The organism is Mesorhizobium sp. WSM4814, from assembly GCF_055811595.1.
The window spans coordinates 143,560-169,758 of sequence record NZ_JBVVQT010000011.1; the positions used below are offsets into that span (position 1 = coordinate 143,560).

Genomic DNA, 26,199 nt, shown 5'->3' on the forward strand with positions numbered 1-26,199 from the left:
GGACGAAAGAATGGCAATTCTGCTCAACCGGGATACCCGCGCAATCGTGCAGGGATTTACCGGCAAGATCGGCACTTTTCACGCCGAAGACATGAAGCGTTACGGCACCAATGTGGTCGGCGGCGTCACACCCGGCAAGGGCGGCCAGACACATCTCGGCCTGCCGGTGTTTAATACCGTCAAAGGGGCGGTGCGCGAAACCGGAGCCGATGCGAGCATCGTCTTCGTGCCGCCACCCTTCGCAGCCGATTCGATCATGGAGGCGGCGGACGCCGGCATCAAGTTCTGCGTCTGCATCACCGACGGTATTCCCTCGCAGGACATGATGCGGGTGAAGCGATACATGCGCCGCTACCGCTTCGAGGACCGCATGCGGCTGATCGGGCCGAACTGCGCCGGCATCATCACGCCCGGCCAGGCGCTGATGGGCATCATGCCCGGCAGCATCTATCTGCCCGGCCGCATCGGCATCGTCGGCCGCTCCGGCACGCTGGGCTACGAGGCGGCATCACAGATGAAGGCGCTGGGTATCGGCGTGTCCACCAGCGTCGGCATCGGCGGAGACCCGATCAACGGCTCGTCCTTCAAGGACATCCTGGAACTGTTCGAGCAGGACGACGAGACTGACGCCGTGGTCATGATCGGCGAAATCGGCGGCCCCCAGGAAGCGGGAGCCGCGCTCTGGGCGCGCGATAATATGCGCAAGCCCCTGATCGCCTACATCGCCGGGCTGTCCGCACCGAAAGGCCGCCGTATGGGCCATGCCGGCGCAATCATCTCGGCCTTCGGCGAGTCTGCTCAAGAGAAGGTCGAGATCTTGAAAGAGGCCGGGGTGATCATCGTGCCGACGCCGGCTTCCTTCGGCGAGGTCGTGGCCGGCGTGATGGCGGATCGGACGAAGGCAGCATAGCGCAACATGCCTCAATTTGAGGATCGGGTAAAAGGAGCCGCTTCGTCGCATCCAAGACGACGAAGCCTGCAGATAGCGCGACTTTCGGCGACGCTTCGGTCAAATTGATGTCGTGGCCCCGCGTGTTGCGAAAGCCAAGTAGCGGTCTTTAGCGGATTGAACAGTTGAATAAATGAAACCACGTAGTCGTGGGTCAGCACGTCACCGCTACCTGTCATGCCAAGCGGGCTCCGGCGTGGAGGTGGGGCAGTAGATCGGTCTTGGGCTGCTCAAATCGAGGATTGTCTCCGCAGCCAATGCCACTACAGGGGGCCATGCGCAACGCCGCTCTGCCTAGACGGTTTCACGACGCCCTTTGGGCACCATATTTGCACGGCATGGGCCGTCCCAAGTGGTCCATCTGGTCTGAAGACGCCAGCCTGCCCGTCCTGCAGCGTTCTCTAGAAGAGCCCCGCCCTCGGCGTCGCTCTTCCGTGGAGATCAAACGGCGGATCACATGTCCACGGCTATTTGGCTCCAACAAAAGGCTGCACTCAACCCCGGACCTGCGCCGAGCCCTTTCATAGGGGGAGGTGAAGCTGCGCATGCAGGCCAAATAACGCAGGTTTTCTGCGATTGGACGAAGAGGTCCGCGCGAAGCAAGCATCTGAAGCATGCTAGGTTGGAACCAGCACGGATTGGGCAGGAATGCTTGGTCCGGTCAGCCAACCTAGGTGCAGAGGACGACTACAAATGGACTTTGAGAAACCCTTTCAGCCGGCGGAGTATCGACGCCGTGTCCAAGACGTGAAGAGACGGATGGAGGAAGCAGGATTCGACCTGCTAATCTGCCAAGATCCCGCGAATATGTGTTGGCTGACGGGTTACGACGCCTGGTCCTTCTATACGCCTCAAGTGGTTCTATTGCATCTGAAGTCTGACTCGCCGGTGTGGATCGGACGGCTGGTTGACGTAAACGGCGCTCGTGCGACGACGAACCTGGCTGCTGAGGATATCATCAACTTCTCCGATGACCGGCTCCATCACGTGGAACTGCATCCCTACGACGAAGTAAGCGACATCATAAAATCACGCGGATGGGGATCCGATCGCATTGGGGTTGAGCTCGATGCGCACTTCTACACCGCTCGGGCGCACCAGCACCTCGTGGCGGGTCTTCCAAACGCCAAGTTCTCTGACAGCCGCGGCCTCGTTAATTGGGCCCGACTCGTCAAATCCGACGCCGAACTAGTCTACATGAGGGAAGCGGGCCGGATTGTCAGCCACACCATGCGCCAGGCGATCAATAATCTGAAGCCAGGAGTTCCTGAATACGAAATCGTCGCTCAGATTTATGCCGATCAGACAAGAGGCGTTGATGGGAAATACGGTGATTATACAAGCCTCTGTCCATTGATACAGGTTGACGAGAAGACGAACGCTCCACACCTCACATGGTCGGACAAGCCCCTGCCCAAGTCGGGGCTCGTTCTCCTTGAGATTGGAGCGGCCAGGCGCCATTATCACGCGCCTCTGACGCGTACGGTCTACATGGGAAAGCCACCTAAGGAGGCCCAGCACCTCGCCAATGCCATTATCGAAGGTGGCGACGCTGTTCTCGAAATGGCAAAGCCGGGTGTAATCGTCGACGAATTGAACACCGTTTGGCTAAGCGTTCTGAACCGCCACGGCTATGTCAAAAAAGGTCGTTCCGGCTACTCAATCGGCATGAATTTTCCGCCAGACTGGGGCGAGCGTACTGTGAGCATTCGCGCCGGCGAAAAGACGGTGCTACAGGCGGGAATGTGCTTCCATTTCCAATCAGGGGTGAGGCCTCCTGCCTTCGGAGCCGCAATCTCAGAGTCGTTTGTTGTTACCGAAAAGGGTGGCGAGCGGCTAGCCGACGTCGCACGAGAGTTGATTGTCGTAGACTAACTGAAGCTTTTAGGATTCTCCACTCAGCGGATTGGGAAGGTGGCCGAAGTGCTTCGCTTCCCAATCCGTTAACTTTTCATCTTACCCGGAAGAACGCTGAGTTTACCCGTCGGGCAACTATCAGTATTCCAGCCACTCATAACCCATTCTATGCCACAGATCTTCCCCAATCGACGCGAGATCGCGCCCACTGAAGGGTGTAGCTGAGGACTTGGTCGCCGCGCACTCTCTGGCCGGTTCATCAGCGCCGCTGCCTTCAGGCCAATGAGCGGATCGTGGCTCATCTGGCCTAGCAAGCTCCTTCATCGCCATGTGTGGATGCAGCTTCGCATGGCGCTGCCGTGATGGCGACGAGCTGGGACCTTCACCGGACCTGGTCAGCAGCGGCCCTATTGGTTGTTCCCGCCACCTCCTGCACGACGGCCGTCAGCTGCTCACAGGAGCCCTCCGCAGCTTGGGAGGCGCAGCTCGATGGTGCCGACGCGGGTCTCACACTCGCGCTCGGGACAGCCGTTGCGCCGCGCAGTGCGCAACGGACTTTTCTCGCCCGGGGGCAGGGCGGCATCCACCTCCTGCTTCCTCGGCCGCTCGGCGGCAAGGCGACCATGTCGCGCAGGATGTCGGCGTTGGGGTCTTCTCTCCGAGCGTGCCCAGGTTCACCTGTGGTTCCTCAAGCATTTTGTATCGGCGACCTACATGGTCCAGCCGCAAAGCCGCTCGCTCGCTAAAGCGCTGTCGAGGGCTGTCGCGAAGGACGCGGCTATCACTTGGCCCGAGTAGGCACGTGACCTGTCCCTATCCCAGCTGTCCGGGCCAAGGGCCGCTATCTGATAGACGGGGCAATTTACCATCCAGGCGCTCGGAATGCTGTGCAAGTGTTCGCAATGTGACCAACTCTGATTGGGTCAGCGTTGCCCTTTCACTCGCGCAATAATTCAGCGTCGAACTGAAGAATACGCAGAACGACATCGCTGTTGCGGCACATTTAGCGCGATCAGCGCGAGCCTCGCCCCTTAGTCTGCTGGAAAGTGACTGACTCATGAAGATAAGGCCGGAAATGCGCGGAAGCGGCCTGCATAAGCTCAAGATGGCCGAACTCGTCGAAACACCTTGCCGCTGCCAGTTCCGTGTGAAACCGAACAAGGATACATATGATTACGAATCCGCCTTTCCGTCCTCGCGAAACACCGACTCGCCACCACGAGATCCTCATAGTTGGTGGAGGGATCGCGGGAGCAAGTGTTGCCTTTCACCTTGCAAGGAACGGTAAGAAGGACGTCGCACTCTTGGAGCGCAACAGTCTTACGTCCGGTACAACTTGGCACGCTGCGGGTTTGATCATGCAGACGCGTGGGACACACGCACTGACGGAGATCGCAAAATACAATGCTGAACTTTACTCCGCGCTGGAGGCCGAGACTGGCCAAGCAACCGGATTCAAGCGAAATGGCACGCTTGGGGTCGCCAGAACCAAGGAACGCCTACACGAAACTGCACGCAACGCCTCGATTGCCAAAAGTTTTGGCCTTGAGGCAAATATGATCTCGCCGAGCGAGGCGAAAAAGCTCTATCCGGCGCTCAACGCGTCAATCATCGAAGGCGCAGTCTTTATCCCTGGTGACGGCCAAACCAATCCTGTCGACACATGCATGGCGTTAGCTCTTGGCGCCAAAAAGAACGGCGTAAAAATTGTCGAAGACGCAGAAGTCACAGACCTCTGGCGCACAGCAGACGGGCACTACCAAGTTCGGACTAATGAGGGAGTTGTTGAAGCTGAAACTCTCGTACTTGCGTGCGGGCTTTGGACCCGAGAACTTGCGTCGAAGTTAGGTGCGCGAATTCCGATATACGCGGCAGAGCACTTTTATGTAGTGACCGAAGCGATGGATTTTGTGACGCCCACCTTGCCAGTGCTACGCGACACCGACGGGCATGTGTATCTGAAAGAAGATACAGGAAAGCTCCTGGTTGGTGCATTCGAGCCTTGGGGAAAACCTTTGCCGATGAGGAAACTTCCGAAGGAGACCGCGTACATCGAGCTTCCTGAAGACTGGGATCACTTTGAGCTACCGATGACCAAAGCGATAGAGGTTGTTCCTGATCTTGCGAACTGCGGCATTGCCAAGTTTTTCAATGGTCCTGAAAGTTTCACTCCCGACCTTCTGTTTATGATTGGTGAAGTTCCTGGATTGAAGAATCTCTTCGTTTCCACCGGTTATAATTCAGAGGGCATCGAATACGGCGCAGGAGCCGGACGAGCTCTGGCGGAGTGGATCATCGCCGGCGAGCCTCAAATGGACATCAGCTTTGTCGATGTCGCCCGATTTCATCCCTTCCAGATCAATAAACGGTATTTGCACGATCGCACAGCCGAAGTGTTAGGTCTTCACTATAAGATGCACTGGCCGGCTTACCAGCCTGAGACATCCCGAGGTGTTCGCAAAAGCGCTCTTCACGACCGTTGGGCTAGGCTGGGGGCTAGCTTTGGCGAAGGAATGGGATGGGAGCGTCCCATGTGGTTCGCGGGGGAGGGGGAATCGACTAAAAACGTCTACTCCTACGACGAGCCGAACTGGTTCAAATATACCAGTCAGGAGTGCAAGGCTGCCCGCAACAATGCCATCTTGTTGGACCAAAGCTCGTTCGGCAAACACTTGGTTCAGGGTCGCGATGCCTGCCGTTTCCTTCAGTGGCTTTGCGCCGGCAACGTGGATGTACCGGTGGGAAAGCTGGTATATACCCACATGCTCAATGAAAAGGGTGGGATAGAGACAGACATCACTGTAAACCGATTGTCGCAGACAGAGTTCCTAATCATCTCGTCAGCGACCGTCCATCCTCGGGATAAGTCCTGGATAACAAAACACATTACTGACGAATGGAATGTCACGGTCACCGATCTCACGTCTGGGTACGCGGTGCTGTCATTGCAAGGCCCGCGATCGCGCGAGATCCTATCGCAGGTAACCGACACAGACCTGGCGAATTCGGCGTTCCCATTCGCTACCAGTCAGGAAATCGATATCGGATATGCTCGTGTGATAGCCAACAGGCTGACTTATGTCGGAGAACTTGGCTGGGAGCTTCATATTCCAACTGAGATGGCACAGCACGTGTTTGATGTTGTTTGGGAGGCCGGCCAGGCGTTTGGCCTCAAGGCTGCAGGGTACCACGCGCTTGAACATCTGCGGTCCGAGCGCGCCTACCGAGAATACCAGCTCGATCTAACGCCAGTTGATACTTTGCTTGAAGCGGGGTTGGGATTTACGGTGGACTGGAATAAAGAAGGCGGATTTATGGGAAAAGAGGCGTTGACGTTCCAAAAAATTGCGGGGCCGCTTAAAAAACGCCTGGTATCTTTCAAGCTTCGCGATCCGAAACCTGTTCTCTTTCATGATGAGCTTATCCGTTGCGACGGGAGGATTGTCGGATATATTTCGTCTGGCGTGAAGAGTTTTACGATCGGAACGTCAATCGGAATGGGATATGTAAACCACCCCGCTGGTGTTACGAAGGACCTGATCGAAAACAGTCGATGGGAAATCGAGATCGCCGGCAAATTCTATGAATGTGACGCGTCGCTCCGGGCGTTTTTCGATCCAAACGGCGATCGGGCTAAGCAATAGGTCGTGCGCCACCATAGAGGCGGAGCAAGCTGGTTCTCTTCTGTTCCCCCGGACGGATCCGCTCCGCAACTACGGAGGCCCACTTTTGTACCGCTCGGCCGCAGAGGCTGCCCACGACGAGGCTTCGATGAGCTGCGAGTTAGAGGCTTCCAACTGCCTTGCGCCTCCGAGCCAACTGCGCCAGCGCAATGACTGAGGTAATCGTGTGACGAAGGCCCCACAAATAGAGCGCATCGAGAAAGATCCGCTTGGCCCTGTAGCCATCCCGGTCGATGCCTATTATGGCCCACAGACGGCCCGGGGCATCGCTAACTTTCCGATTTCGGGTATCCGGATCAGCCATTTTCCGAACTTCATCAAGGCGCTTGCCTACGTGAAAATGGCAGCGGCGCGCGCCAACGCCGCGCTAGGCGATCTGGACAAGCAAAAGGCCGATGTCATCTGCCAAGTCTGTGCAGAAATCGCGGCGGGCAGACATCTTGGCGAGTTTCCGCTCGATGTGTTTCAGGGCGGCGCCGGCACCTCGACCAACATGAACATCAATGAAGTGATCGCCAACCGCGGCTTGGAGATCATGGGACTGCCACGCGGACAATACGACCAACTGCACCCCAATAACGACGTCAACTTCGCACAATCGACAAACGATGTTTATCCGACAGCGATCCGTCTTGCGATCCTTCTTTCACGCGGGGCATTGCAGCGAGCTTTGGAGCAACTCGCGAGTGAGTTGGAGGCCAAGGCGGAGACGTTTTCGGACTTGATCAAGCTTGGTCGCACGCAGTTGCAAGACGCAGTCCCGATGACGCTTGGTCAGGAGTTTCAGGCTTTCGCGACGACACTGCGGGAAGATGTGGCCCGCCTCGGTGAAATTGGCACTTTCTTCCATGAAATCAACCTCGGCGGCACCGCGATTGGCACCGGCATCAATACGAACCCCGGCTATCAGGCGGCAGCTGTCGCAGAGTTGCGCGCGATCTCCGGCCTGCCCGTCGTCCCGGCCGGAAATCTGATCGAAGCCTGCTGGGATACCGGTGCCTTCGTGCTCTTCTCGGGAATGCTGAAGCGGACGGCCACGAAACTCTCGAAGATCTGCAACGATCTGCGGCTGCTTTCCAGCGGCCCGCGTGGCGGCTTCAACGAAATCAATTTGCCAGCGCTTCAGCCCGGCTCCTCGATCATGCCCGGAAAGGTCAATCCTGTAGTGCCGGAGGTGGTCAATCAGGTCGCCTTCCAGATCATCGGTTACGATCTCACGATCACACTCTCCTCCGAAGCGGGACAGCTGCAGCTGAACGTCATGGAGCCGGTGATCGCCTACAACATGCTGCACTCGCTTGAGCTTCTGACCAATGCCGTCGATGTTCTGCGCACGAAGTGCGTCGTGGGCATTACCGCCAATGCAGAGACTTGCCGCAGACATCTCGAAGCCAGCACCGCCGTGGCAACAGCTCTGACGCCCGCGATCGGGTATGATCGGGCGGCGGAGCTTGCAAAGCTTGTCCTGTCCTCCGGTAAAACGATCCGCGAAGTCCTGGCCGAGCAGCCGGACCTGTCCGAGGAGCTAATCGCGCACACCGCCGATCCGCACGTTTTGACCGCCCCACGCGATCGCGATCGGCTTCACAACAGCGGCCAGAAGATTAACTGATCCTGCGCAGCGGCGCTGATGCTCGGGCACCGACGCTCCATCTGTCGGCGAGCCGTGTTCGAACGTACACGGACCAGGGATCGCTCAGAGATGTTGCGGGTCTTCAGGCTGAAGGGTGGAACTCCCGCTGTTGGCCTGCAGACGGGTTCCGGCCGAGTTCACGTAACAGGCCAGGTTTGCCCTTTTGGCTGACCACCCTTCACCTACCGAGCAGGCTGCGCATCGGGGTCCATACCGACCCACGAAGCCGCTCCATATGGCTAGCCAGATTCACTGTCCGCCGGCGGCGAAAGCCGACAGAGCCCGGACGTGGTTTCGCGCCTTTTGGTCGAGCAGGCGGGTCGGATACTCGGCAGTGAAGCAGGCGTCGCAGAATTGAGGCTGTTTGTTCTCGCGGGCCGCTTCGCCGAGAGCTCGATAAAGCCCGTCGATCGACAAAAAGCCGAGCGAATCGACCCCAATAAATTTAACCATTTCCTCGATCGACATGCGCGACGCTAAAAGTTTCGCCGTCTCGGGCGTGTCAACGCCGTAGAAGCATGAGGAGCGCGTCGGCGGCGAAGCCACGCGCATATGCACTTCCTTCGCGCCGGCATCGCGCAGCAACTGCACGATCTTTTGGCTGGTTGTGCCTCGCACGACGGAATCGTCGACCAGCACGATACGCTTATCCTCGATCATCCGGCGGTTGGCATTGTGCTTCAGCTTGACGCCCATGTGGCGGATGGAATCGGTTGGCTGGATGAAGGTGCGGCCGACATAGTGGTTGCGGATGATGCCGAGCTCGAAGGGCAGGCCGGCGGCTTGGGCGAAGCCGATCGCGGCCGGCGTGCCGCCGTCAAGCACAGGCACAACGATATCGGCATCGACCGGGTTCTCGATGGCGAGCTCGGTGCCAATCTTCTTTCGCACTTCATAGACGTTGCGGCCCTCGACCGACGAATCCGGACGAGAGAAATAGACATACTCGAAAATGCAGAACCGCGGTTTCTGCGTTTCGAACGGGAACAGGCTCTCCACTCCCTCAGCGGTGACGATGATCATCTCGCCAGGCTTCAGGTCTCGAACAAAGCGCGCACCGATGATGTCGAGCGCGCAGGTCTCTGAGGCCAGGATCCAGGCGCCGTCAAGTTCGCCTAGTACCAGCGGCCGGATCCCGAGCGCGTCGCGGCAGCCGATCATTTTTGTGGAGGAGAGCGCTACCAACGAGAATGCGCCCTCCAGTTGGCGAACCGCATCTACGAAGCGCGAATTGACGTCCTTCCCGCTGCTGGTTGCGATGAGATGCAGGATCGTTTCGGTGTCCGAGGTCGACGAGAAGATCGAACCCTGCTTCTGCAGCGTCCGCTGCAGAGTCATCGCATTGGTGATGTTGCCGTTGTGGGCGATGGCAAAGCCGCCGTCGGCCAACTCGGCGAGGAAAGGCTGTACGTTGCTCAGCCCGGGTCCGCCCGCGGTGGCGTAGCGGGTGTGGCCGATGGCGAGTGTGCCCTTCAGCCGGTCGAGGACCGGCTGCTTGGTAAAGGTGTCGCCGATCAGGCCGACATGACGTTCGACGTGGAACTGGGTGCCGTCATAGGAGACAATGCCCGCCGCCTCCTGGCCCCGGTGCTGCAGGGCATGCAAGCCGAGGGTGACGATAGTGGCCGCATCCAACGGGCCAAAGACTCCGAATATGCCGCATTCATCATGAAAATGATCATCGGCCTCCGCAGAGAAGAGTTTGTCTGCCTCAAACATTTGTCATGATCATCATCGGAAGCACAAGAGAGATAAGCTGTCGTCTTTGCCTGAATCGGACCATGACGGCGCGGATGTCGGCTGCGAAAGCCCCCAGCCGAATTCGTCCCATGCCGGCCTCTTGCCGCATCGGAGGTCAGAGATGATCATCCGGCAACGGCGGGATCAAATGTAAGTGGCTTGGTAGGGCTTGAAAGTCCACCGTAAGGCACGTGGTCCCGCGAAGCCGACGTCATCGCGGGATCCTATTCTTGCGTGATTGTGCCAGTGGTCGCTAGTAGGTAAGCATGATCTTTTGGTAGATGTCGACCGCTTTGGCCAACTGATCAATCTCCACGTACTCATTGGCAGTATGGGCCTGATCAATACTCCCAGGTCCTAGAATAACGCAGGGAATACCTCCCAACGACAGCTGACTCGCATCCGTCCCATATGGAACTCCGCGGTGCTGTCCCGTTCCGGCAACTTCAGCACAGGCCTTTGCCGCCACCGCGGCGATTTTTGTGGCTTCCGCACTCGGGGGAGCTGGATCTTCCAGAGCGGGTAGCAGCGAGCGCACCTTGATCTTATCGGGACCCTGGCGCAGGCCCTCCAGGATGTTTTCCACCTCCTGTAGCGCATCTGCCGGTCGCTCTCCCGGTATGAGCCGCCGGTCGATCCAGACCCGGCAGGATGGCGGTACCGTCGCCAATTCCGTACCCCCTTCGATGAGTGTGATCGTGAGGGTCGGGGGGCTGACCAGGGGGTGCACGCGTTGGGACAGAGTCTCATTAATCTTGTCTAGCGCCAAGATAACCTTGGCCATTCCTGTGATCGCGTTCACTCCGAGATGGGGCTTTGAGCTGTGAGCGGGCACACCCTCCACTTCAACCTGCCAGCGGACCGATCCTTTATGTGCAACGACAAGCTCCAAGTCAGTGGGCTCACCGACCACTGCGGCCTCGTAGGATACACCTGATTGAGCGATTTTTCGCGCCCCCTTCTTTCGGTATTCTTCGTCGACGCTTGCACCTAGGACAATCGTGTATCGTGGCTTACGGTCCCCCAGGGTGCTGAGAGCCATGAGCATTGCCGCGAGCGGGCCCTTATCGTCACAACTTCCTCGCCCATAAATCCGACCATCCCGTTCCTCCGGCGAAAAAGGATCTGCCTCCCAATTATCAACCGGCACTGTGTCCATGTGGGATATGAACAGGACACGCTTATCGGGCTCCTGCCCTGGAACCCAGGTGAAGAAGTTGGCGCGGCCGTCGGTTACCTCCTGATACTGAAAGGGCAGATTTCGCTCTCGGCAAAAGGCCTCCAGGAACTCAGCGACCTTTTGTTCACCGCTCCCCTTTGCCGACGCTGAAGGGTTGATGCTCTCAATTTTGATGAGTTGTTTGAGTAGCTCTACCGTTTGTGTGCTGATGGACGCCATGAATATTCCTATCCCTCCTAGAGAATGCAAGCTTGCGGCTATGCCAGCCAGTTCTTTGCCAGGCCGACAACTCGGTCAGCCTCGTCTGCTGTATTGTATAAATGTAGCGAGAAGCGCAGCATTCCCCGGCGGACCGAGACGATCACCTGGTTTTTTAATAAGTGCTCGTGCAGCGATTGAATTCGGCTATCGGCTTTTCCCGAACCAAATGCTGGATCTCCGAGAGCAACAATACTTCCGGTGTGATCCCCTGGCGTTCCGCCGCAGACAGGAAGCCCGAGGTCTAGGAGGCCCGACGCCAGTCGCCTTGCAACCGATGTAACGCTGTGTTCAATAGCGGGCGTGCCGATTTCCATTAGCTGTCCGATGGATGCGTGGACTGCTATGACGCCGGGAAAATTGAAATGGCCGATTTCAAAACGGGGCGCGCCGGCGCGCAATTTTACCGAATCGAATATTGGAGCCGACTCTGGTGCGTCACCCAAATCGACGCTAAAGCGGGCGAGGTAGGCAGGGCTTAGGCGATCCGCCCATTCCCGGCGGCAATATAGAAATCCCAACCCATAGAGGCCCATCAACCCCTTGTAAGATGATGCCACCAAACCGTCGACGCGAAGCAGTTTGACATCGGTATGGAGGATGCCAACCGATTGGGAGGCGTCGGCCAAAAGAAAGGCGCCAAGACGCTTGCAAGCCTCGGCTATCGGCTCCATCACTGTCTTGAAGCCTGGCACCATTGTGACAGTCGATACTGTAACGATACGGGTGCGCGAGTCGATTTGATCGATAGTAGCGTCGCAGGGGATTGCGCCGTTGTCAGTTTCGACAATCCGCAACTCGACTCCGTGCTTGTCCCTGAGTTGCAGCCAAGGCAAGATGTTGTTTGCGTGCTCCAATTGGCGGCACAGGACAACGTTGTCTCCCGGCTTCCAAGCAATCGCGTTTCCGATTATGTTAATGCCTTCTGATGCATTCTTTGTAACAGCGATTTCGTCCTTTTCGGCCCCAATGAATTGAGCAAATCTGGAGCGTGTTTGCTCGACAAGCTGCATCATTCCTTCTTCGTCATTCAAGCCGTTCAGTCTATTATCAAGGTGCTGATCCATGGACGTGCGGGTGGTTCTGGATATGAGTCCCTGATTTGCAACATCCATGTAAATGGCGCTTTTGGTGGCTGGAAATTCCCGCCGGAGGACGTCCAAAGGAAGAAAGTGGCTAGTCATGCTCGTCATCAGATCCGTGTTCGTGGGTAAAGAGCGCAAACCTACTCAGGACGCCCATTTCTTCAGTTGTGAGCAACGAAATGCCTTGATTGAGAAGCCGTCGAGCTACCTTGCGGGCGATCCATACCATTCGGCCGAACTTATAAGGACAAGAGGTTCACCACCGGGAGGCAAATGCCTTTCGCTGATCGGATCATTTTATGGCTTGATCCTTGTGGAACTCAGGCTAATATTGTGCGAGTCAAGCAGTTTTTCTGCGCAAATATCTCTTTTTTTGCAGTGATCGTGAAATGGACCTGGATCGAGTTGATCGCAAGCTTCTCAACGCAGTGCAGCGCGACAATCGCCTGACGACGGCTGAGCTGGGTGAACTTGCGGGCCTTTCTGCGACCGCTTGTCAGCGGCGACTGAAGCGACTGCGTGATGAAGGTGTAATCGAGGCTGACGTTGCCATAGTCTCGCCACGAGCCGTGGGTCGTCCCATGCTCATGCTGGCGTCGATCAGTCTCGAGCGTGAGCGGGTAGATATCATTGATCGGTTCAAGCAGGCGGTTCGGCGCACGCCTGAGATCATGAGTGCGTACTATGTAACGGGTGAAGCCGATTTCGTTCTCTTGATCTCTGTCCAGGACATGGCCGAGTATGAGGCATTTACCCGCCGATTCTTTCATGAGTCTGATATCAAAGCAGTCAAGACGATGGTCGTAATGGATCGGATCAAGGCGTCATTGGCTCTGCCTATTGAAGAATAAGTGCAGTATGCGCCCGCATCCAGTTCTGCGCTGGCATTTTGCGGTCTCAAGCGCAGGACCTGATAACCATCGCGGCTCTTCTGGTAGTATGCGATCTAGGGCGGCGGTGCGTCTTATGTTGACGCCTTGGATCAGATTGACCGCAAAGCTCGTCTGTCGGCTGGCAGCATCGATGACTTCGCTTTTGTCGGCTTCACTTGTAGGGCTTTGCCAACCGCGCCGGGATCAGTGCCCACCTGCGAAGATCGTCGGGGGCACAGCCTCTGCGATCGGATGTCTCCGCTGCCGATCAGCATTGACACCGCCTGTTTGAGTGCATCAGCATGACGTTGGCTGGGTCCACTACCACGTATTCGCGGCTGTGAGACGTGCCATAATCACTCCTCCTTATCTGGATCACTCAGTGCACTGGGACGGGAACTCTCGTAATTGGGCAGCATTGGGCGGTCGGGTAACGCGAGGTGAGGTGCAACGGCCCTGCGGCGCCAACTAGCTATTTGGTCCCGGCAGTTGCTGGAGGGAAGGAGTTTGAAGCGTTCCGGTTGTGACGCCCACGCTTTGCAGATGAATTTGTAGGGTGTGAGACCCTGACGGTCCTGAGCCTGCGGGCGAAGTTGTAGGCGGCGACGAAGTCGGCGAGATGGGTGCGGAGTTGGTCGCGGCTCTCGTAGTAGAAGCGCTTGGCGATGGCGTCCTTGATGGTCCGGTTTCATCCTCTCGACCTGACCGTGGTCCACGGATGCCTGGCCTTGGTCGTCGGATGCTCCATGTGGTTCTGGCCAGGCGTATTCGAAGGCGCGGAAGATCTCGCCATTGGCGGTGCCTCCTTGATCAGCGGCACCGCCGAGCCATCAGCACCAGGGGTGGTGAACTGGCCCTTGTCGGTAAGCACGGTGTGGCTAATGTAGGGGGGCCGCGATCAACCGCAGCAGAGACGGTGCATTACATGCGAGGCCATCCGGAAAGCCCCATGGCGGAAGACGAGTTTCGTCCAAATTTAGGGACTTGCAAGATCTGTGCTGAGTCCCGCCAACGCCGCCCGACCCCCTGTGACGATTGAGCAGTTAGACGGCTCTCCGCGTTCTCATGTCGGCCCTCGCGTGACTTCATTACTGGACGGCCGGCAAACGTTCTTTCAAACCAGAGATCGTCGCTTCACGAACGAACTTGCAGCGGGAGGATCGGGATGGCCGCAGGCGCCGGTGAACCCTTCGCTGGCTTTCAATTACCCACATCGCCATTCTGCCGTGATTCTATCCGTGACGCCGAACCACGGAGGGTTGCGAGACAAGACCAACAGCAGCGAAGCAGCTTGGCAGGAGGAAGAGCTTTCTGCGGCGCCCCTTCCCGAAAGCGTCTGGCCTGTCGCCTGCGACGGTTGCTGGATCCGATGTCAACTGCGCGGGCAAGTCAGTCATGGCGGCCTGCGGCGACTAGGCGTCGGCGAAGGCTCGACCGCTTCTTCGACAATTCGCGTGTGCCCCCGGCCATTTCGCCGCGACCGCGGCGCGTGTTGCGCCGAGCGAAGGTCCGATCCTCTTCCCGCCGGACGCGACACATTGTATCTATAGCCGCGCGCAGCCGGGCACAATCGGCTTCACCAAAACCATCAACGGCGGCGCTGACCTTGTGCGGGGTGCTGATGCATTCGAGTATGCACCCCCCGTCGGACGGCGCCGAAGTTCTGGATACGAACGAAGTTCAAAGAAACGCACGCGCTCAAGCGCCACATCAATCCGACGCGCGTGCCAATCGAGACGAAGGAGAATTACCGCTGGCTGGAGAACCTACGCCAGTCCTTGCGCTCGTTGGCGCGCCCGAGCGCTGCGTGCATGCGGGTGACCGAGAGAGCGACACCTACGAGCTTTATTGCACCGCGTAGGATTCTGCGACCAGCTTCCGAGCGAACGCGGCTGGTCGACCATGCGCGACGCCGGAGTCAGGTGCCGAACGGAAATTCCTTAAGGAATCGACCGTCGGCGCCAGCGCCTATCCTCAATGAGTACCGTCTGCGAGGCGCCGAGACCTGCAAGGCAAATGCAGGAGAAAAGTACGACGACATCGACCCTGCGCAAGGTTTTGGCCTAAGTGTCGGACACCCGACACACAAACCTGCTGCACCTTGCTTTGGTGATATTTTTCCTCTGGCACGTTTGATGCAAGGGACCTTCCGAGCGCATCAGCGGAGTCTTCCTATGACCAAGCCCACCGAAAAATGCTTTCCCCGCCTTCATGAGCACACCCATCGCTGGTCGGCATGCCGGTCGAAGATCGGCGCATCGTGGACGAAGCGGGTGGCTGTCTTGGGGAGGGACGGCTTGGAAAACATCTCGCTGACCGCGAGGCGGTCATCCAGGCGGGGCAGACATATCACGGGGCCGGACCCACGGGCTTCACACAGTACTAAAGACGAACGCGCAAACAAAGTGTCACAACTCGGGCAGTACCGACGTCGAGAATGCCTGCGGGGATGGTAAGCCCCCAAGGCGCCGCGCCCAGCGCTTGATCGGTAACCGTGTGGAGCAAAGGACAAGAGCTCTCATGTACATCCTAGAAACGCCACGCCTTTTCCTAAGGCCGCCGTCGCTTAGCGACGAGCTTCTTCTACATGGACTTCATAGCGATCCGTTCGTGGTGAACGCCAAGGATGGAGTCTGCCCGACGAGAGAGCAGTCGAAAGCTGCACTTCATCAGTTCATCAACCATTGGCAGCACAATCGTTTCGGCTTATGGATGGTGTTCGCCAAGGATCAAGGCCAAGCGAAAAAATTCGCTGGCTATTGCGGATTAATGTGCAGCGGCCCGTATCTGCCCGAGGGTCCGAATGACGTCCAAATAGTAACGTGCCTCCACCTAGCGACCTCGGGAAAGGGGATTGCGACCGAGGCAGGCAGGGCAGTAGTCCAGTTTGCTTTCGAGCGTTTAAAGGTTGAGAAAGTGACTGGATGGATTCGTCCAGCAAACACGCGCTCATTTCGAAAAAATTTGAAGATTGGATTTTCACATGTAGGTACCCGAATGTTAATGGAGATAACTCCAGCATCCGCCGTAAAAATCGACAATTTACTTGTTTTAGATTGTGCGCAACCAGACCTGGCAAATTGATACTCCTAATGACCAACCGCATTGGTCGGTGCCCTGTTGGGTGCTTAGCTGTCAGGCGTCCCAAGTTCCACGACTGAGGCGGGCGGGCATGGCTCGACGACACTGCGTGTTTCCGTACGTTCCGGACATCGATTTCTCTAAGACGGACAGCAATGGAGTGCATCCTTACTGTGTAACAGAGAAATTGCGGGACAATTCCATGCTCGTAATTTCAAATGGGTATTTCCGTTGGTGAGGAAAACTTACATGTCGCAGGAACTCGAGTCTCTAAGCCGCCGCTTCGCAGCGGGCGGGTTGAGCCGACGTGAATTTCTCGGCCGTGCGACGGCGCTCGGCGTCGGTACCACCTTCGCCAACTCGCTTCTTGCGGGCGCCGCGATGGCGCAAACACCGAAAAGGGGCGGCATCCTGAAAGCCGGCCTCGCAGGCGGCGCGGCAACGGACAGCCTCGATCCGGCGAAATTCATTGAGGTTATGTCCTACTTCTGCAAATGCTGGGGCGAGTACCTTGTCGCGCTGACGTCGAACGGCGGCCTGGAGCCTCGCATTGCTGAGGAGATCGGCTCATCCAAAGACGCCAAAGTCTGGACCTTCAAGATCCGTCAGGACGTCGAATTCCACAACGGCAAGACCGTGACGGCAGAAGATGTTGTGGCGACGCTGGAGCGCCATTCCAACAAAAAATCGGAGTCCGGTGCCCTGGGCATCTTAGCAGGCATTGAGAGTCTCAAGGCCGATGGGCGCGACGCCGTCATCACCCTTAAGAATGCGAATGCCGAGTTCCCTTACCTCATGGCAGACTATCATCTCGTGATCCAGCCCAATGGCGGTAAGGACAATCCGGCCGAAGGCATCAGTGCGGGTCCTTACAAGGTCACCGTAAACCAGCCCGGCGTGCGCCATGGGGGCGAGCGCTTCGCTAATTTCTGGCATGCCGACAAGGAAGGCTTCGCCGATCAGGTCGAGATCGTCGTCATCAATGACCCCACAGCCCGCATTTCCGCGCTGCAGGGCGGCCAGGTGCATATGATCAACAGGGTCGAGCCCAAGGTCGTCGATCTCATCAAGCGAGTGCCCAACCTGAAGGTCGAGGCCCTGGCGGGTTCCGGCCAAAACGTGTTCAACATGTTATGCGACACTGCGCCCTTTGATAACAACGATCTGAGGATGGCGCTCAAGCTGGCGGTGGATCGTCAGGAGATGGTCGACAAGATCCTCCGCGGCTACGGCACGGTCGGCAACGACATCCCGGTCAATGAGTCCCAACCCCTCTTCCCGGAGGGTATCGAGCAGCGCACCTTTGATCCGGATAAAGCCAAGTTCCACTATCAGAAGTCGGGCCACAGCGGGCCGATAGTACTCAGAACCTCCGATGTTGCCTTCCCCGGCGCTGTGGACGCCGCGCAGCTTCTCCAGCAGAGCGCGGCAAAGGCCGGTATCACCATCGACGTCAAGCGCGAACCGGGCGATGGCTACTGGTCCGATGTCTGGAACAAGCAGCCCTTCTGCGCTTCCAACTGGGGCGCGCGATCGACGCAGGGCATGATGTACTCGACCGCCTATCTGTCGACGGCGCCCTGGAACGACACCCACTTCCACAATGAGAAATTCGACAAGCTGCTCACCGAAGCGCTCGGCGAGCTCGATCAGGACAAGCGGAAGAATCTCTATCGAGAGATGGCCATCATTGTTCGCGATGAAGGGGGGACGGTCGTGCCGATGTTCAACCAGTCCATTGACGCAATTTCCGATAAGGTTGGCGGCTATGTCGGACGGGTCCAGTCACTGATGGACGCCTACGCCTTCTCGCAATGCTGGCTCGAGGCATGATCCGAGCCGCCCGGCTATTTCGCCCAGCGTGAAACTAATTGCCCATCCGGTGGACGTTTGCTCCTCGCCCTCCGGTTCTGATATATTTTGGGAGCACGTTGATTCAACGGGAACGGAGCCCAATCGGTTTTCGGCCAAAAACAAACGCCGGAGGCTTCGCCCTCAGGGTCGGATAGGCCCGTTCGGGCTGCTGCGGGATGTAGTGCCCAAGGTCCGGGTAGACTGCGCAATCGACCTGTCACGAACAGGCTTCGCTCTTCTGACGGCTGATCGGCAGAGCGTCTAAGTTGTGGTGCTGGCGGCCGCGCTATCGTGCGTGGTGCGTGCGAGGTGGTGGCAGATCATGCACATTTGCAACTATCGGCAGCAACCCGACAGCAGAAGGAAGGCCCAACGATTTACGCCGGGTGCCGATTGCACCCGGGCGAATTCTTGTGCATAGTTCGTTCCCCACGACGAACGCTCTCCTCCTGCAATTGAAGGCGTCTGCAACCTGGCCGGAACCAACGGCGGTGTCGCTCCTGTTGTTTCGTGCCGAGAAATCATACACTACCTCGACGCCGAATCATTACCATCCACCGGCTGCTAGCGATCGGATGAAAAGTAACGATCAACTTACGGGACCAGCCTGTCCCTTTCGAATGCCATGGGCTTTCCACTCTCTCCGCCAGTCGCTGCCGTTATTCGTTTCGAGCAAAGATACGCCGATTTCCTGCTCTGATTGCGGCTGATTTGCCGGATCAGTCCGGCCCGCTGATGTAGTATTCAGCTCGTCTAGCGGCCGGGGCCGCTTTGTCGTCACCAAGGGCCACACTCGTAACAGGAGCAGCATCCCAATGTCGTATAAACTAGAATATTTCGGCCGTTCCGTCGCTGCGAGCCGGCTGAGCCGACTTGGATTTCTTGGCCGTAGCGATTGTGCAAGGGGTAGAGTATGACGCTGGATTTAAAAGGCCGAACGGCAATCGTCACTGGATCGGGCCAAAATATCGGAAGGGCAATTGCTCTAACTCTGGCTCGCGCTGGCGCGAATATCGTTGTTAACGGGCTTCACGACAAAAATAAGATCGAAGCTGTGGCAGCGGAGATCCGCGCGCTCGGTGTGGATTCTTATGCGGTCCTTGCAGACGCAGCCGATCCAGACGCTATTGCCTATGTCGTAAATGACGCGGCCAAGCGCTTTGGGTCGATCGACATCGCAGTATCAAACGTCGGAATCAGACCCCATCAGGCATTCACAGATATATCTATCGGGGATTGGCAAAAGGTTATCAATACTAACCTGAACTCTGCTTTCTACCTTGCGAGAGCCGTTGTACCATACATGCGCAAGAAAAAATTTGGTCGGATTGTTCATCTTTCGGGAGCCGAAGGGGTGATCCCAATGGCAAACCGCGCGCACGTCAATGTGGCGAAAGCAGGTATGACCATCTTGGCAAAAACAATTGCACTCGAGTTGGGCCCTGAGGGAATTACAGCCAATTGCATTTGCCCTGGGTGGATTGATACTGATCGAGACATCAAAAACTACCCGGATCTTCAAAACATATATCGGCATACACGAGAAACAACGCCGTTGCGACGCCTCGGTACTGTAGAAGATATCGCAAACGCCTGCTTGTACCTGGTATCCGGAATGGCTGAGTATGTCACCGGCAATACTATTTACGTCGATGGCGGTGAGTCTATGCTATAGTTCGCTGTTACAGGGATAAAGGCCTTTTGTGCGGGATTAGCCGGACGTCGTGACAGACGTCTAAGGAAGAGGGCGGAACTCAGCCAAGCCCCAACTTTAGCTACACGGTTTCACTCCAAGCGCGACCAAAAAGGCTCTCCAGGACACGATAGCTCCTGACGGGCCGGGTCACATAAGATAATGGATAGCGCATGTTCGAAAGGAGCCGCAAATGAGCGTAACACTTGAGCTTGCCGAAATAGCGCTTGCGGGAAATTTTGAAGAACTGCCGGATGATATCGCACTTCGGGCAAAACATTTAATCATTGACGCTTTTGCTTGTGTGATTGGAGGGTTTAGTAGTCCCACAGGACGCATTTGCCGTGATTTCGCTCGCGAGTTGCAAGGGGAGGCACAGGCGACAATTTTGGGGGAGAGCACGCGTGTACCATTGCGGGGAGCGATAATCGCCAATCAGGCCATGATGCGTTTCCTCGACTACAACGATACCGTCGATATTCCGCTCACGGAGGGGGTGCTTGCCGGCGGGCATCCAAGCGGTTCCTTGCCTACTGCTATCGCTGTCAGTGAATTAGCCGGCTCCTCTGGCAAGCAATTCCTTGAAGCTCTGGTCGCCGGGTATCAAGTCTACGGCTGCATGCTCGAAGCGTTCACGACTTCGCTCGAGGCTCGAGGGTTTCATCATGGCTCAGTTCATCCTTATATGGGCGCGGCCATTGCCGGTCGTCTTATGGGGTTGGATGCCGAACAAATTGCAAACGCTATGGGTATTGCAGGCAGTCTAGCAGTTGGCTTGGATATTCTTGACGCCGATGGAGAAGAATATGTAATGACAAAGAATATCGCCGATGGCGTACTTTCAGAAATGGGATTGTTTGCGTGCAAATTGGCGGCCAAAGGATTTACAGGCCCAGGACGAATCATCGAAGGGAATAAGGGCTTCGCTCATTCAGTCCTCGGCAGCACAAAGAATTATGCGCCAAAGTCCATGGGCGGGCGGTGGTTTATTTCGAGGGTTGAGATTAAAAATGTGCCAGCCGAATCCACAACGCTGGGCCATTTGAAGGCGACAACGACTTTAGTTCGTCAAAATAATCTTACCCCCAGTGACATAGAGACGATCACGATCCGCACCAACAAGCGAACGGTCATACACACCGGAGATCCGGTCAAGAAATATCCGAAGAATAAGGAAAATGCGGATCATAGCTCTTATTTTCTTACAGCAATGGCCGTTCTGCACGGAGATATTACTCCGAAAGTCTATCAAGAGAGCAACTTTACCGATCCGCTAGTGCGGAATTTGATCGACCGCGTGCAACTTGAACATGGCCCTGAGTTCGACGGCAATCCGCCGGCCGCAGAAGTACGAATACGGACGCAAGATGGACGAGAGCTGTACCAACTCGTAGGCTCTCACGAGGTAAAAGGAGATCCGAGTGATTTGACGCAAGAATTGCGCAAGAAATTTTTGCTTTGTGCGGAAGGAAAACTTACGGGAGATCAAGTGGACCGTATTATCGAACGATGTCTTGAGATTGAGGGTGCTGGACGGTTCTCAAGTATACTTCCGTTACTTAGAATCAGGTGACCGCAATCAACGCTCTCTCCGCACAGCCGTGAGACCTGGCTCTTGAAGGTGCCGCTCATGCCCATCGCCTCGACCAGATCGTCGGCCGAGCGCATCGAGATGTCCTGGACGGAGGCTTCCTGAATGACGGCGGTCAGCGCCTTCGAGGAAAACATTGGAATTCCTGAGCTTCGGATGCGGATAGTCTGAGCCCGCGTCTCGCGCGTCTCCCGGTCGCGCTCCCGGTAGCATGCGCTTGGGAAGATCGAAGAGGTCGACGACCGCGCCGACCGCATTTCACAAAACCTTGATGGTTCTCTCGGCCTTTGCTCGCAGCAGCGCCTTGAGCTTGAAGCGCAGTATGAAGCATTATGCCGGCACGCCTTTCGGTGAAAAAGACGCCAAGACGGCATGTCCCGGCGGACGAGTTTTGCCGAGGCGTGAGGCCCAGCCAAGCGGCAAACTCGCGCCCGGAGCGGAACATGGAGGGATCGGGTATGGTCGCGGCAATGCGGTCGCTGTGATCGGTTGTGTGCGTCAAGCTCTTTTGTAAATGCCAACCGTTTTGCCCATGTAGTTCATGCCTTCCTCACATCTCCGACGTCCCGGTCGATAGCCGAGCCGCTCTGGCGTGCGCTCGCGCTTCGAAAGCACCCGGCGTCTCTTCCTCTCTTCCATCTCGGCCTCTAGCACTTCCTGCATCACCGCACGGGTCATCTCGTGCAATCCATCCGGGTTCGAAAGCAAAATGTCTTTGACGGCGGCGCTGGTCGATTTACCTTCTATCTTGGTCATGGTGGCGTTCCTTCCAGGGAATCGGTGACGTTGAACATCACCAGCCTGCCATGACCGCCTCTTTCGGCGAATTTGCAGAACTCTCAGGACACCACCCTGTGATCGGTCCGATATCGGGGATCGAGGCGAGTAACCGTAAGCACGAGTGCCGCAACGACACGCTGTTCTCGACGCTATCCGAGGGCCGCAGCGCCACCGCCTCTTGGAAGAAAGGTTACAATCACCATGAACCACACTCGGCCGTCTGCGACATGCCGCCAGCCGAGTTCCGAATGAAATCCACGCTGGAAACAGGCCGCATGAGATCGGAGCAAGGAACCCAGGACTCTCCCTCAAGCCATAAGAGAACAGGATCTCAGGTCACTTTCATTGCTTCAACTCGCCAACCTACTCGCCCGGGTATTCATTAGATTCAAAATGATCCCCGACTCAGCTAAATCTCAAAGATTTTTCGGGGCGCAGTGGTCAGTACTTCAACGCCGGAGCCGGTCACGCGGAACGTCTCGCTGATGACGTATCCGAAATCCTCGTCGATCCAGTTGCCCAGCATAAGGTGGAACATCATGTTCGGCTTCAACTCGGTCATGTCGCCAGGCTTAAGGCTGGCGGTCGGTTCGAGCCACCCGATCCCGTGGGCATATCCGCAACGCGTCTCGCTCCCGAGGCCCTGTTTCTCGATGGTGCGAATATAGGCCGTGGCGACGTCACTGCAGGTCACCCCTGGCCGGACTGCCCCAAGGGCAGCTTCGAGACCGGCGACTTGGATTTCGTGGACGCGACGCAGGCGATCGGAGGGCGCGCCGATCGAGTAGGTTCGCATGAGGCCGGCACAATAGCCATGGCGCACACCACTGAGTTCAAGGTTTACCTGCGATCCCTTTCTGAAGACATCCTCGCTCCAAGGAATATGGCAGGTACCCGTCCGAGGTGAGGAACATAAGCAGATGGGATAAAAATTCGTCCCGGACTTGCCGTTTGCACCCCGAATCAAGGTTCCCACGATTTCCGCGCTCGCGTCGGCTTCACGAACACCGGGACGTATCACCTCGCCGGCACGAAGGATTGCCGCATCCGAGATCGCAGCCGCCTCCCGCACGACAGCTATTTCGAGATCAGACTTAACAAGCCGGAGCCAGGTTACCACCTTGGTGCAATCAACAATCTTGGCATCTGGCAGTCGCCTCCTGAACTTCTCCGCGGTCTCTGCGGAAAGATTTAACAGCTCGATCCCTATTCGCCGATTTCCAAGGCCGATTTCTTCCAAGTAATCGATCACCGCATCGTATCCATCCATTTCAGGATTCGCTATGAGCGCTTCGGGGTAGGAGATAATTTTGTTGCGCTCCATGAAACACTGGTGAATGGCGGCCGCCGCTTCGCAGCGGCGCAGAACGAACATCGGCTCCTCTTCGTGCATCGAAACCACAAGTCCCTGCGGGGTGTACCCCGAAAGGGCGGTATATCCGGTGAGATAAGTATTGTTATTTAGGTCCACCACGACGAGAGCATCAATATCACGACGCGCCATCTCCGACTTCACTGCTGCAAGTCGGCGCATGTATTCCGTTCTGGGGAATGCTTGCGGTCCTCTTCCAATTGCCATGGTTTGACTCCACTTGACTATTCTGGCCGAATGATTAATGCCGCATTCTTGTCGCGGCACAGCCGGCGCCTACAAGCTCCGGCACGTCTAGCTAAAAAGCATGCAAGTTTATGATAGTTGGTGAAGAGCAGATTGAAGCAAGCATCTCGACTTGGCGCTCGAATATCCGCTTGGACAGATCCGCACTCCAACCACATGCGCAAGCTCGGTCACTTCTTCTCGCACGGTGTGGCAGCGTCACGATCTGGAGACGATGAAGAAGCGGCTGAAGGGGCTGGAGGCGAGGTCGCGCAAGAGCGCCTCTTGGCCCCAGGCAAGTACTAGGCGGCCCTGGAGAAGGCCAAGCTGTAGGCGCAGGTGAGTTCGCGAGTGAATGCCATCGGCGGGAGGCCGGAACACCGTCTATCACGGTAACACGAAAGAGGGGCGGGCGCTTTTTTCCAGCAGGCCTCCTTTGATACCTGTCCCAAAGCAAACCCGCCAAGCTCACGATTTCTCATCACTCTCGACAAATTTGAATCGGGCAACGCTGTACCGGCCGTCGACACTGACGGGTACCTCGCCCTCGACGGTCGCTCGGCGTGCCACGCGGCGCTGGTTGCCGTAATCCGTCGTCGCGCAATGCATCGTCGCTCGGTTGTCCCAGATAGCAACATCACCCTGCTTCCACTTCCAGCGCACCGTGTTTTCCTGCGCGGCGATGTGAGATTCAAATAGATCGAATAGCCTCTCGCCGTCATATTTCGAGACGCCAAGGAAATGTGCTACGTAACAGCCGAGCACCAGCGTGCGCTCGCCGGTCTCGGGATGGACGCGTACGACGGGGTGCTCGGTCTCGATTCTTGGTCCGGTAAGGGGCTCGGCAAAGGGCCTTCTAGAAGCTCCGGGGAACTTGTGAACAGCCCAGAGGTCGTCGGCAAGCCGTTGCAGCGGCAGCGGCAAATCGAGATATGCGGCCGCCGTGTTTGACCATACTGTGTCGCCGCCGACCGGGGGGATCACAACGCCTCGCAGCAGGGAAATCTTGGGATAGGCTTGCATGCAGGACCAATCGATGTGCCAAATGTCAGAATGGGTCCCCCGTGCGGAATCGACCTCGAGGATCGGCATCGTTCCCTCCGGGTATGGCGAAGGCTTGCCGAAACGAAGAGCAAACCGCTCCTGCTCGGCGTCGTCGAGATGACCCTGGTCGCGAAAGAAGATGACCTTGTGCTCAAGCATCAAGCCGTTTATCGCAGCGATGGCTTGGTCCGGCAAATCGGCCGATAGCTTGAAGCCCCTGATTTCAGCGCCGATGCGCGCCGTGCATTTAACGACATCCGTAGGTGGAATCACATCATTGATCGAGTCCATTTCACTCATATTGGCATTCTCCAAAGTGGCGGCCCAGACGAAGTATTCAACGTGGCAATGTGGGTAGTGATACCATGTCGCCAATGGCTACCGTACCCACCTGTGTTAGGGGGTTGATCTCACCCCCCGTCCCGCTAGAAGATCAAGGTTGAGGGCATACCTAGCTGGTTTAAACCCAGGTGCACGCATTCCGGACAGTTCTCGATATTGTCAGAGGGCTAACCTGCCATGAATTTTTTATGAGCAACCACTTTGCAGAATGAATCTGCCCCGCAGATTTGCCGTGTCAGGAGCTAGAGCGCAGGCTGAACGAGGGCCCGTTGTCTGGCTTGCGGGGTGATCAGCGCGATCCGACCAGTATGCCCTGCCGAGACGCTAGAGCATGTCGTATTTAATCCGGTTCATATCCTGCGGCGTTGAAGTAGCTGGCAATTCGGCTGGTGTGAAGAGGTCCACGACCGTGCCGACCGCGTCCCAGAGAGCCTTGATGGTCCTCTCGGCCTTGCTCGCAGCAGCGCCTTTAGCCTGAAGCGGCTCATGACCATTCCCGGCTTCGACATGACCGTCGCGCTGGCGATGAAGGCGGCGATCGGCGACGTGTCGCGCTTCGACGATCCGCGGAAGCTCGTGAGCTATCTCGGGTTGAACCCAAGCGTCCGACAGTCCGGGCCAGGTCCGGCCTACCATGGGCGGATCACCAAGCAGGGCCGTGGTCATGCGCGGCATTGCTCGTCGAGGCGCCCTTGAATTTCGTCTTCGCCGTTTTGTCGCCCACGACATCCGGCAGCCGACCGTGCGACGGCGTGCAGACAAGTCAGCACGAGGCGTGCCTGAACGAACAGCCGGTGTCCGTTGCGCTCGGCAATCTTCTACACTTCAGTAATCAGGTTTGCGCGCGAGCGGTAGAAAAAACGCAGCTTTCCTGCTCGAAACGGGCATGGTTTATGCAAAGCGCATCCTGATTGGCCCTACATCTAAACAGCGCTGACAGCTTCGGCTTTGTTGTGGGGA

The 26,199-nt window shown here is 57.0% G+C and carries 16 protein-coding genes and 5 pseudogenes; 11 read left to right on the forward strand and 10 right to left on the reverse strand.

Annotated elements, in window-relative coordinates; genetic code table 11:
• Positions 1 to 10 precede the first annotated feature (10 nt).
• The 4 genes from sucD to AC0L2V_RS18425 all read left to right on the forward strand — a co-directional run bounded on the left by sucD (position 11) and on the right by AC0L2V_RS18425 (position 8,101).
• A complete protein-coding gene (sucD, locus tag AC0L2V_RS18410; RefSeq protein WP_473520825.1) occupies positions 11 to 910 on the forward strand; it encodes a succinate--CoA ligase subunit alpha in 900 nt (299 codons plus the stop codon).
• A 732-nt stretch (positions 911 to 1,642) separates the two neighbouring features.
• A complete protein-coding gene (locus AC0L2V_RS18415) occupies positions 1,643 to 2,824 on the forward strand; it encodes a M24 family metallopeptidase (RefSeq protein ID WP_473520826.1) in 1,182 nt (393 codons plus the stop codon).
• A gap of 1,151 nt (positions 2,825 to 3,975) precedes the next feature.
• Entirely contained in the window at positions 3,976 to 6,450 is a 2,475-nt protein-coding gene (locus AC0L2V_RS18420; RefSeq protein WP_473520827.1) for a GcvT family protein, read from the forward strand.
• A 205-nt stretch (positions 6,451 to 6,655) separates the two neighbouring features.
• Positions 6,656 to 8,101: an aspartate ammonia-lyase gene (locus AC0L2V_RS18425; RefSeq protein WP_473520828.1), complete on the forward strand. Its 1,446-nt coding sequence runs from the start codon at positions 6,656 to 6,658 to the stop codon at positions 8,099 to 8,101.
• Positions 8,102 to 8,371: 270 nt separating this feature from the next.
• Here AC0L2V_RS18425 and purF read toward each other — a convergent pair whose 3' ends face one another.
• The 3 genes from purF to AC0L2V_RS18440 all read right to left on the reverse strand — a co-directional run bounded on the left by purF (position 8,372) and on the right by AC0L2V_RS18440 (position 12,493).
• A complete protein-coding gene (purF, locus tag AC0L2V_RS18430) occupies positions 8,372 to 9,841 on the reverse strand; it encodes an amidophosphoribosyltransferase (RefSeq protein WP_473520829.1) in 1,470 nt (489 codons plus the stop codon).
• A gap of 274 nt (positions 9,842 to 10,115) precedes the next feature.
• Positions 10,116 to 11,261, reverse strand: a complete 1,146-nt coding sequence (locus tag AC0L2V_RS18435) for a M20 family metallopeptidase (RefSeq protein ID WP_473520830.1) — start codon at positions 11,259 to 11,261, stop codon at positions 10,116 to 10,118.
• 38 nt (positions 11,262 to 11,299) lie between these two features.
• Complete coding sequence (locus AC0L2V_RS18440; protein WP_473520831.1) at positions 11,300 to 12,493, reverse strand: aminotransferase class V-fold PLP-dependent enzyme; 1,194 nt, start codon at positions 12,491 to 12,493, stop codon at positions 11,300 to 11,302.
• A gap of 281 nt (positions 12,494 to 12,774) precedes the next feature.
• Between AC0L2V_RS18440 and AC0L2V_RS18445 the strand changes: the two genes are divergently transcribed.
• The gene (locus tag AC0L2V_RS18445; protein WP_473520832.1) at positions 12,775 to 13,236 is read left to right on the forward strand and encodes an Lrp/AsnC family transcriptional regulator; all 462 of its coding nucleotides are present in this window, start codon (positions 12,775 to 12,777) and stop codon (positions 13,234 to 13,236) included.
• Positions 13,237 to 13,725: 489 nt separating this feature from the next.
• Here AC0L2V_RS18445 and AC0L2V_RS18450 read toward each other — a convergent pair.
• A pseudogene (locus AC0L2V_RS18450) lies at positions 13,726 to 13,984 on the reverse strand (integrase core domain-containing protein); the annotation flags it as partial.
• Between the two features lie 1,793 nt (positions 13,985 to 15,777).
• On the opposite strand from AC0L2V_RS18450, the gene AC0L2V_RS18455 reads away from it, so the two are divergent.
• The 4 genes from AC0L2V_RS18455 (at position 15,778) to AC0L2V_RS18470 (ending at position 21,458) form a co-directional block, all read left to right on the forward strand.
• Complete coding sequence (locus tag AC0L2V_RS18455) at positions 15,778 to 16,341, forward strand: GNAT family N-acetyltransferase (protein WP_473520833.1); 564 nt, start codon at positions 15,778 to 15,780, stop codon at positions 16,339 to 16,341.
• 246 nt (positions 16,342 to 16,587) lie between these two features.
• Entirely contained in the window at positions 16,588 to 18,171 is a 1,584-nt protein-coding gene (locus tag AC0L2V_RS18460; protein ID WP_473520834.1) for an ABC transporter substrate-binding protein, read from the forward strand.
• Between the two features lie 934 nt (positions 18,172 to 19,105).
• Positions 19,106 to 19,867, forward strand: coding sequence for an SDR family NAD(P)-dependent oxidoreductase (locus AC0L2V_RS18465; RefSeq protein WP_473520835.1), 762 nt, complete (start codon positions 19,106 to 19,108; stop codon positions 19,865 to 19,867).
• Positions 19,868 to 20,078: 211 nt separating this feature from the next.
• The gene (locus AC0L2V_RS18470; RefSeq protein ID WP_473520836.1) at positions 20,079 to 21,458 is read left to right on the forward strand and encodes an MmgE/PrpD family protein; all 1,380 of its coding nucleotides are present in this window, start codon (positions 20,079 to 20,081) and stop codon (positions 21,456 to 21,458) included.
• Positions 21,459 to 21,472: 14 nt separating this feature from the next.
• Here AC0L2V_RS18470 and AC0L2V_RS18475 read toward each other — a convergent pair.
• The 3 pseudogenes from AC0L2V_RS18475 to AC0L2V_RS18485 all read right to left on the reverse strand — a co-directional run.
• Positions 21,473 to 21,685: pseudogene (locus AC0L2V_RS18475) on the reverse strand (IS256 family transposase); the annotation flags it as partial.
• A 152-nt stretch (positions 21,686 to 21,837) separates the two neighbouring features.
• A pseudogene (locus AC0L2V_RS18480) lies at positions 21,838 to 21,948 on the reverse strand (transposase); the annotation flags it as partial.
• A 92-nt stretch (positions 21,949 to 22,040) separates the two neighbouring features.
• Positions 22,041 to 22,232 (reverse strand): annotated as a pseudogene (locus tag AC0L2V_RS18485) (transposase); the annotation flags it as partial.
• 50 nt (positions 22,233 to 22,282) lie between these two features.
• Between AC0L2V_RS18485 and AC0L2V_RS18490 the strand changes: the two are divergent.
• A complete protein-coding gene (locus tag AC0L2V_RS18490) occupies positions 22,283 to 22,642 on the forward strand; it encodes an integrase core domain-containing protein (protein WP_473520837.1) in 360 nt (119 codons plus the stop codon).
• A gap of 23 nt (positions 22,643 to 22,665) precedes the next feature.
• Here AC0L2V_RS18490 and AC0L2V_RS18495 read toward each other — a convergent pair whose 3' ends face one another.
• From AC0L2V_RS18495 to AC0L2V_RS18505, 3 genes and pseudogenes are all read right to left on the reverse strand, one after another.
• Complete coding sequence (locus AC0L2V_RS18495) at positions 22,666 to 23,835, reverse strand: M24 family metallopeptidase (RefSeq protein ID WP_473520838.1); 1,170 nt, start codon at positions 23,833 to 23,835, stop codon at positions 22,666 to 22,668.
• A gap of 486 nt (positions 23,836 to 24,321) precedes the next feature.
• Entirely contained in the window at positions 24,322 to 25,197 is an 876-nt protein-coding gene (locus tag AC0L2V_RS18500) for a TauD/TfdA dioxygenase family protein (protein WP_473520839.1), read from the reverse strand.
• A gap of 382 nt (positions 25,198 to 25,579) precedes the next feature.
• Positions 25,580 to 25,715: pseudogene (locus tag AC0L2V_RS18505) on the reverse strand (IS630 family transposase); the annotation flags it as partial.
• 49 nt (positions 25,716 to 25,764) lie between these two features.
• On the opposite strand from AC0L2V_RS18505, the gene AC0L2V_RS18510 reads away from it, so the two are divergent.
• Positions 25,765 to 25,935 carry a transposase gene (locus tag AC0L2V_RS18510; RefSeq protein ID WP_473520855.1) on the forward strand — a complete coding sequence of 57 codons (171 nt, stop codon included), beginning with the start codon at positions 25,765 to 25,767 and terminating at the stop codon, positions 25,933 to 25,935.
• Positions 25,936 to 26,199: the final 264 nt, after the last annotated feature.

Coding starts and splice junctions, on each gene's coding strand:
- AC0L2V_RS18435 (WP_473520830.1), bottom strand. CDS start 11,261: ATGGCGTCCATCAGCACACAAACGGTAGAGCTACTCAAACAACTCATC.
- AC0L2V_RS18440 (WP_473520831.1), bottom strand. CDS start 12,493: ATGACGAGCATGACTAGCCACTTTCTTCCTTTGGACGTCCTCCGGCGG.
- purF (WP_473520829.1), bottom strand. CDS start 9,841: ATGTTTGAGGCAGACAAACTCTTCTCTGCGGAGGCCGATGATCATTTT.
- AC0L2V_RS18510 (WP_473520855.1), top strand. CDS start 25,765: ATGAAGGCGGCGATCGGCGACGTGTCGCGCTTCGACGATCCGCGGAAG.
- AC0L2V_RS18495 (WP_473520838.1), bottom strand. CDS start 23,835: ATGGCAATTGGAAGAGGACCGCAAGCATTCCCCAGAACGGAATACATG.
- AC0L2V_RS18455 (WP_473520833.1), top strand. CDS start 15,778: ATGTACATCCTAGAAACGCCACGCCTTTTCCTAAGGCCGCCGTCGCTT.
- sucD (WP_473520825.1), top strand. CDS start 11: ATGGCAATTCTGCTCAACCGGGATACCCGCGCAATCGTGCAGGGATTT.
- AC0L2V_RS18420 (WP_473520827.1), top strand. CDS start 3,976: ATGATTACGAATCCGCCTTTCCGTCCTCGCGAAACACCGACTCGCCAC.
- AC0L2V_RS18500 (WP_473520839.1), bottom strand. CDS start 25,197: ATGAGTGAAATGGACTCGATCAATGATGTGATTCCACCTACGGATGTC.
- AC0L2V_RS18445 (WP_473520832.1), top strand. CDS start 12,775: ATGGACCTGGATCGAGTTGATCGCAAGCTTCTCAACGCAGTGCAGCGC.
- AC0L2V_RS18460 (WP_473520834.1), top strand. CDS start 16,588: ATGTCGCAGGAACTCGAGTCTCTAAGCCGCCGCTTCGCAGCGGGCGGG.
- AC0L2V_RS18465 (WP_473520835.1), top strand. CDS start 19,106: ATGACGCTGGATTTAAAAGGCCGAACGGCAATCGTCACTGGATCGGGC.
- AC0L2V_RS18415 (WP_473520826.1), top strand. CDS start 1,643: ATGGACTTTGAGAAACCCTTTCAGCCGGCGGAGTATCGACGCCGTGTC.
- AC0L2V_RS18490 (WP_473520837.1), top strand. CDS start 22,283: ATGACCGCCTCTTTCGGCGAATTTGCAGAACTCTCAGGACACCACCCT.
- AC0L2V_RS18470 (WP_473520836.1), top strand. CDS start 20,079: ATGAGCGTAACACTTGAGCTTGCCGAAATAGCGCTTGCGGGAAATTTT.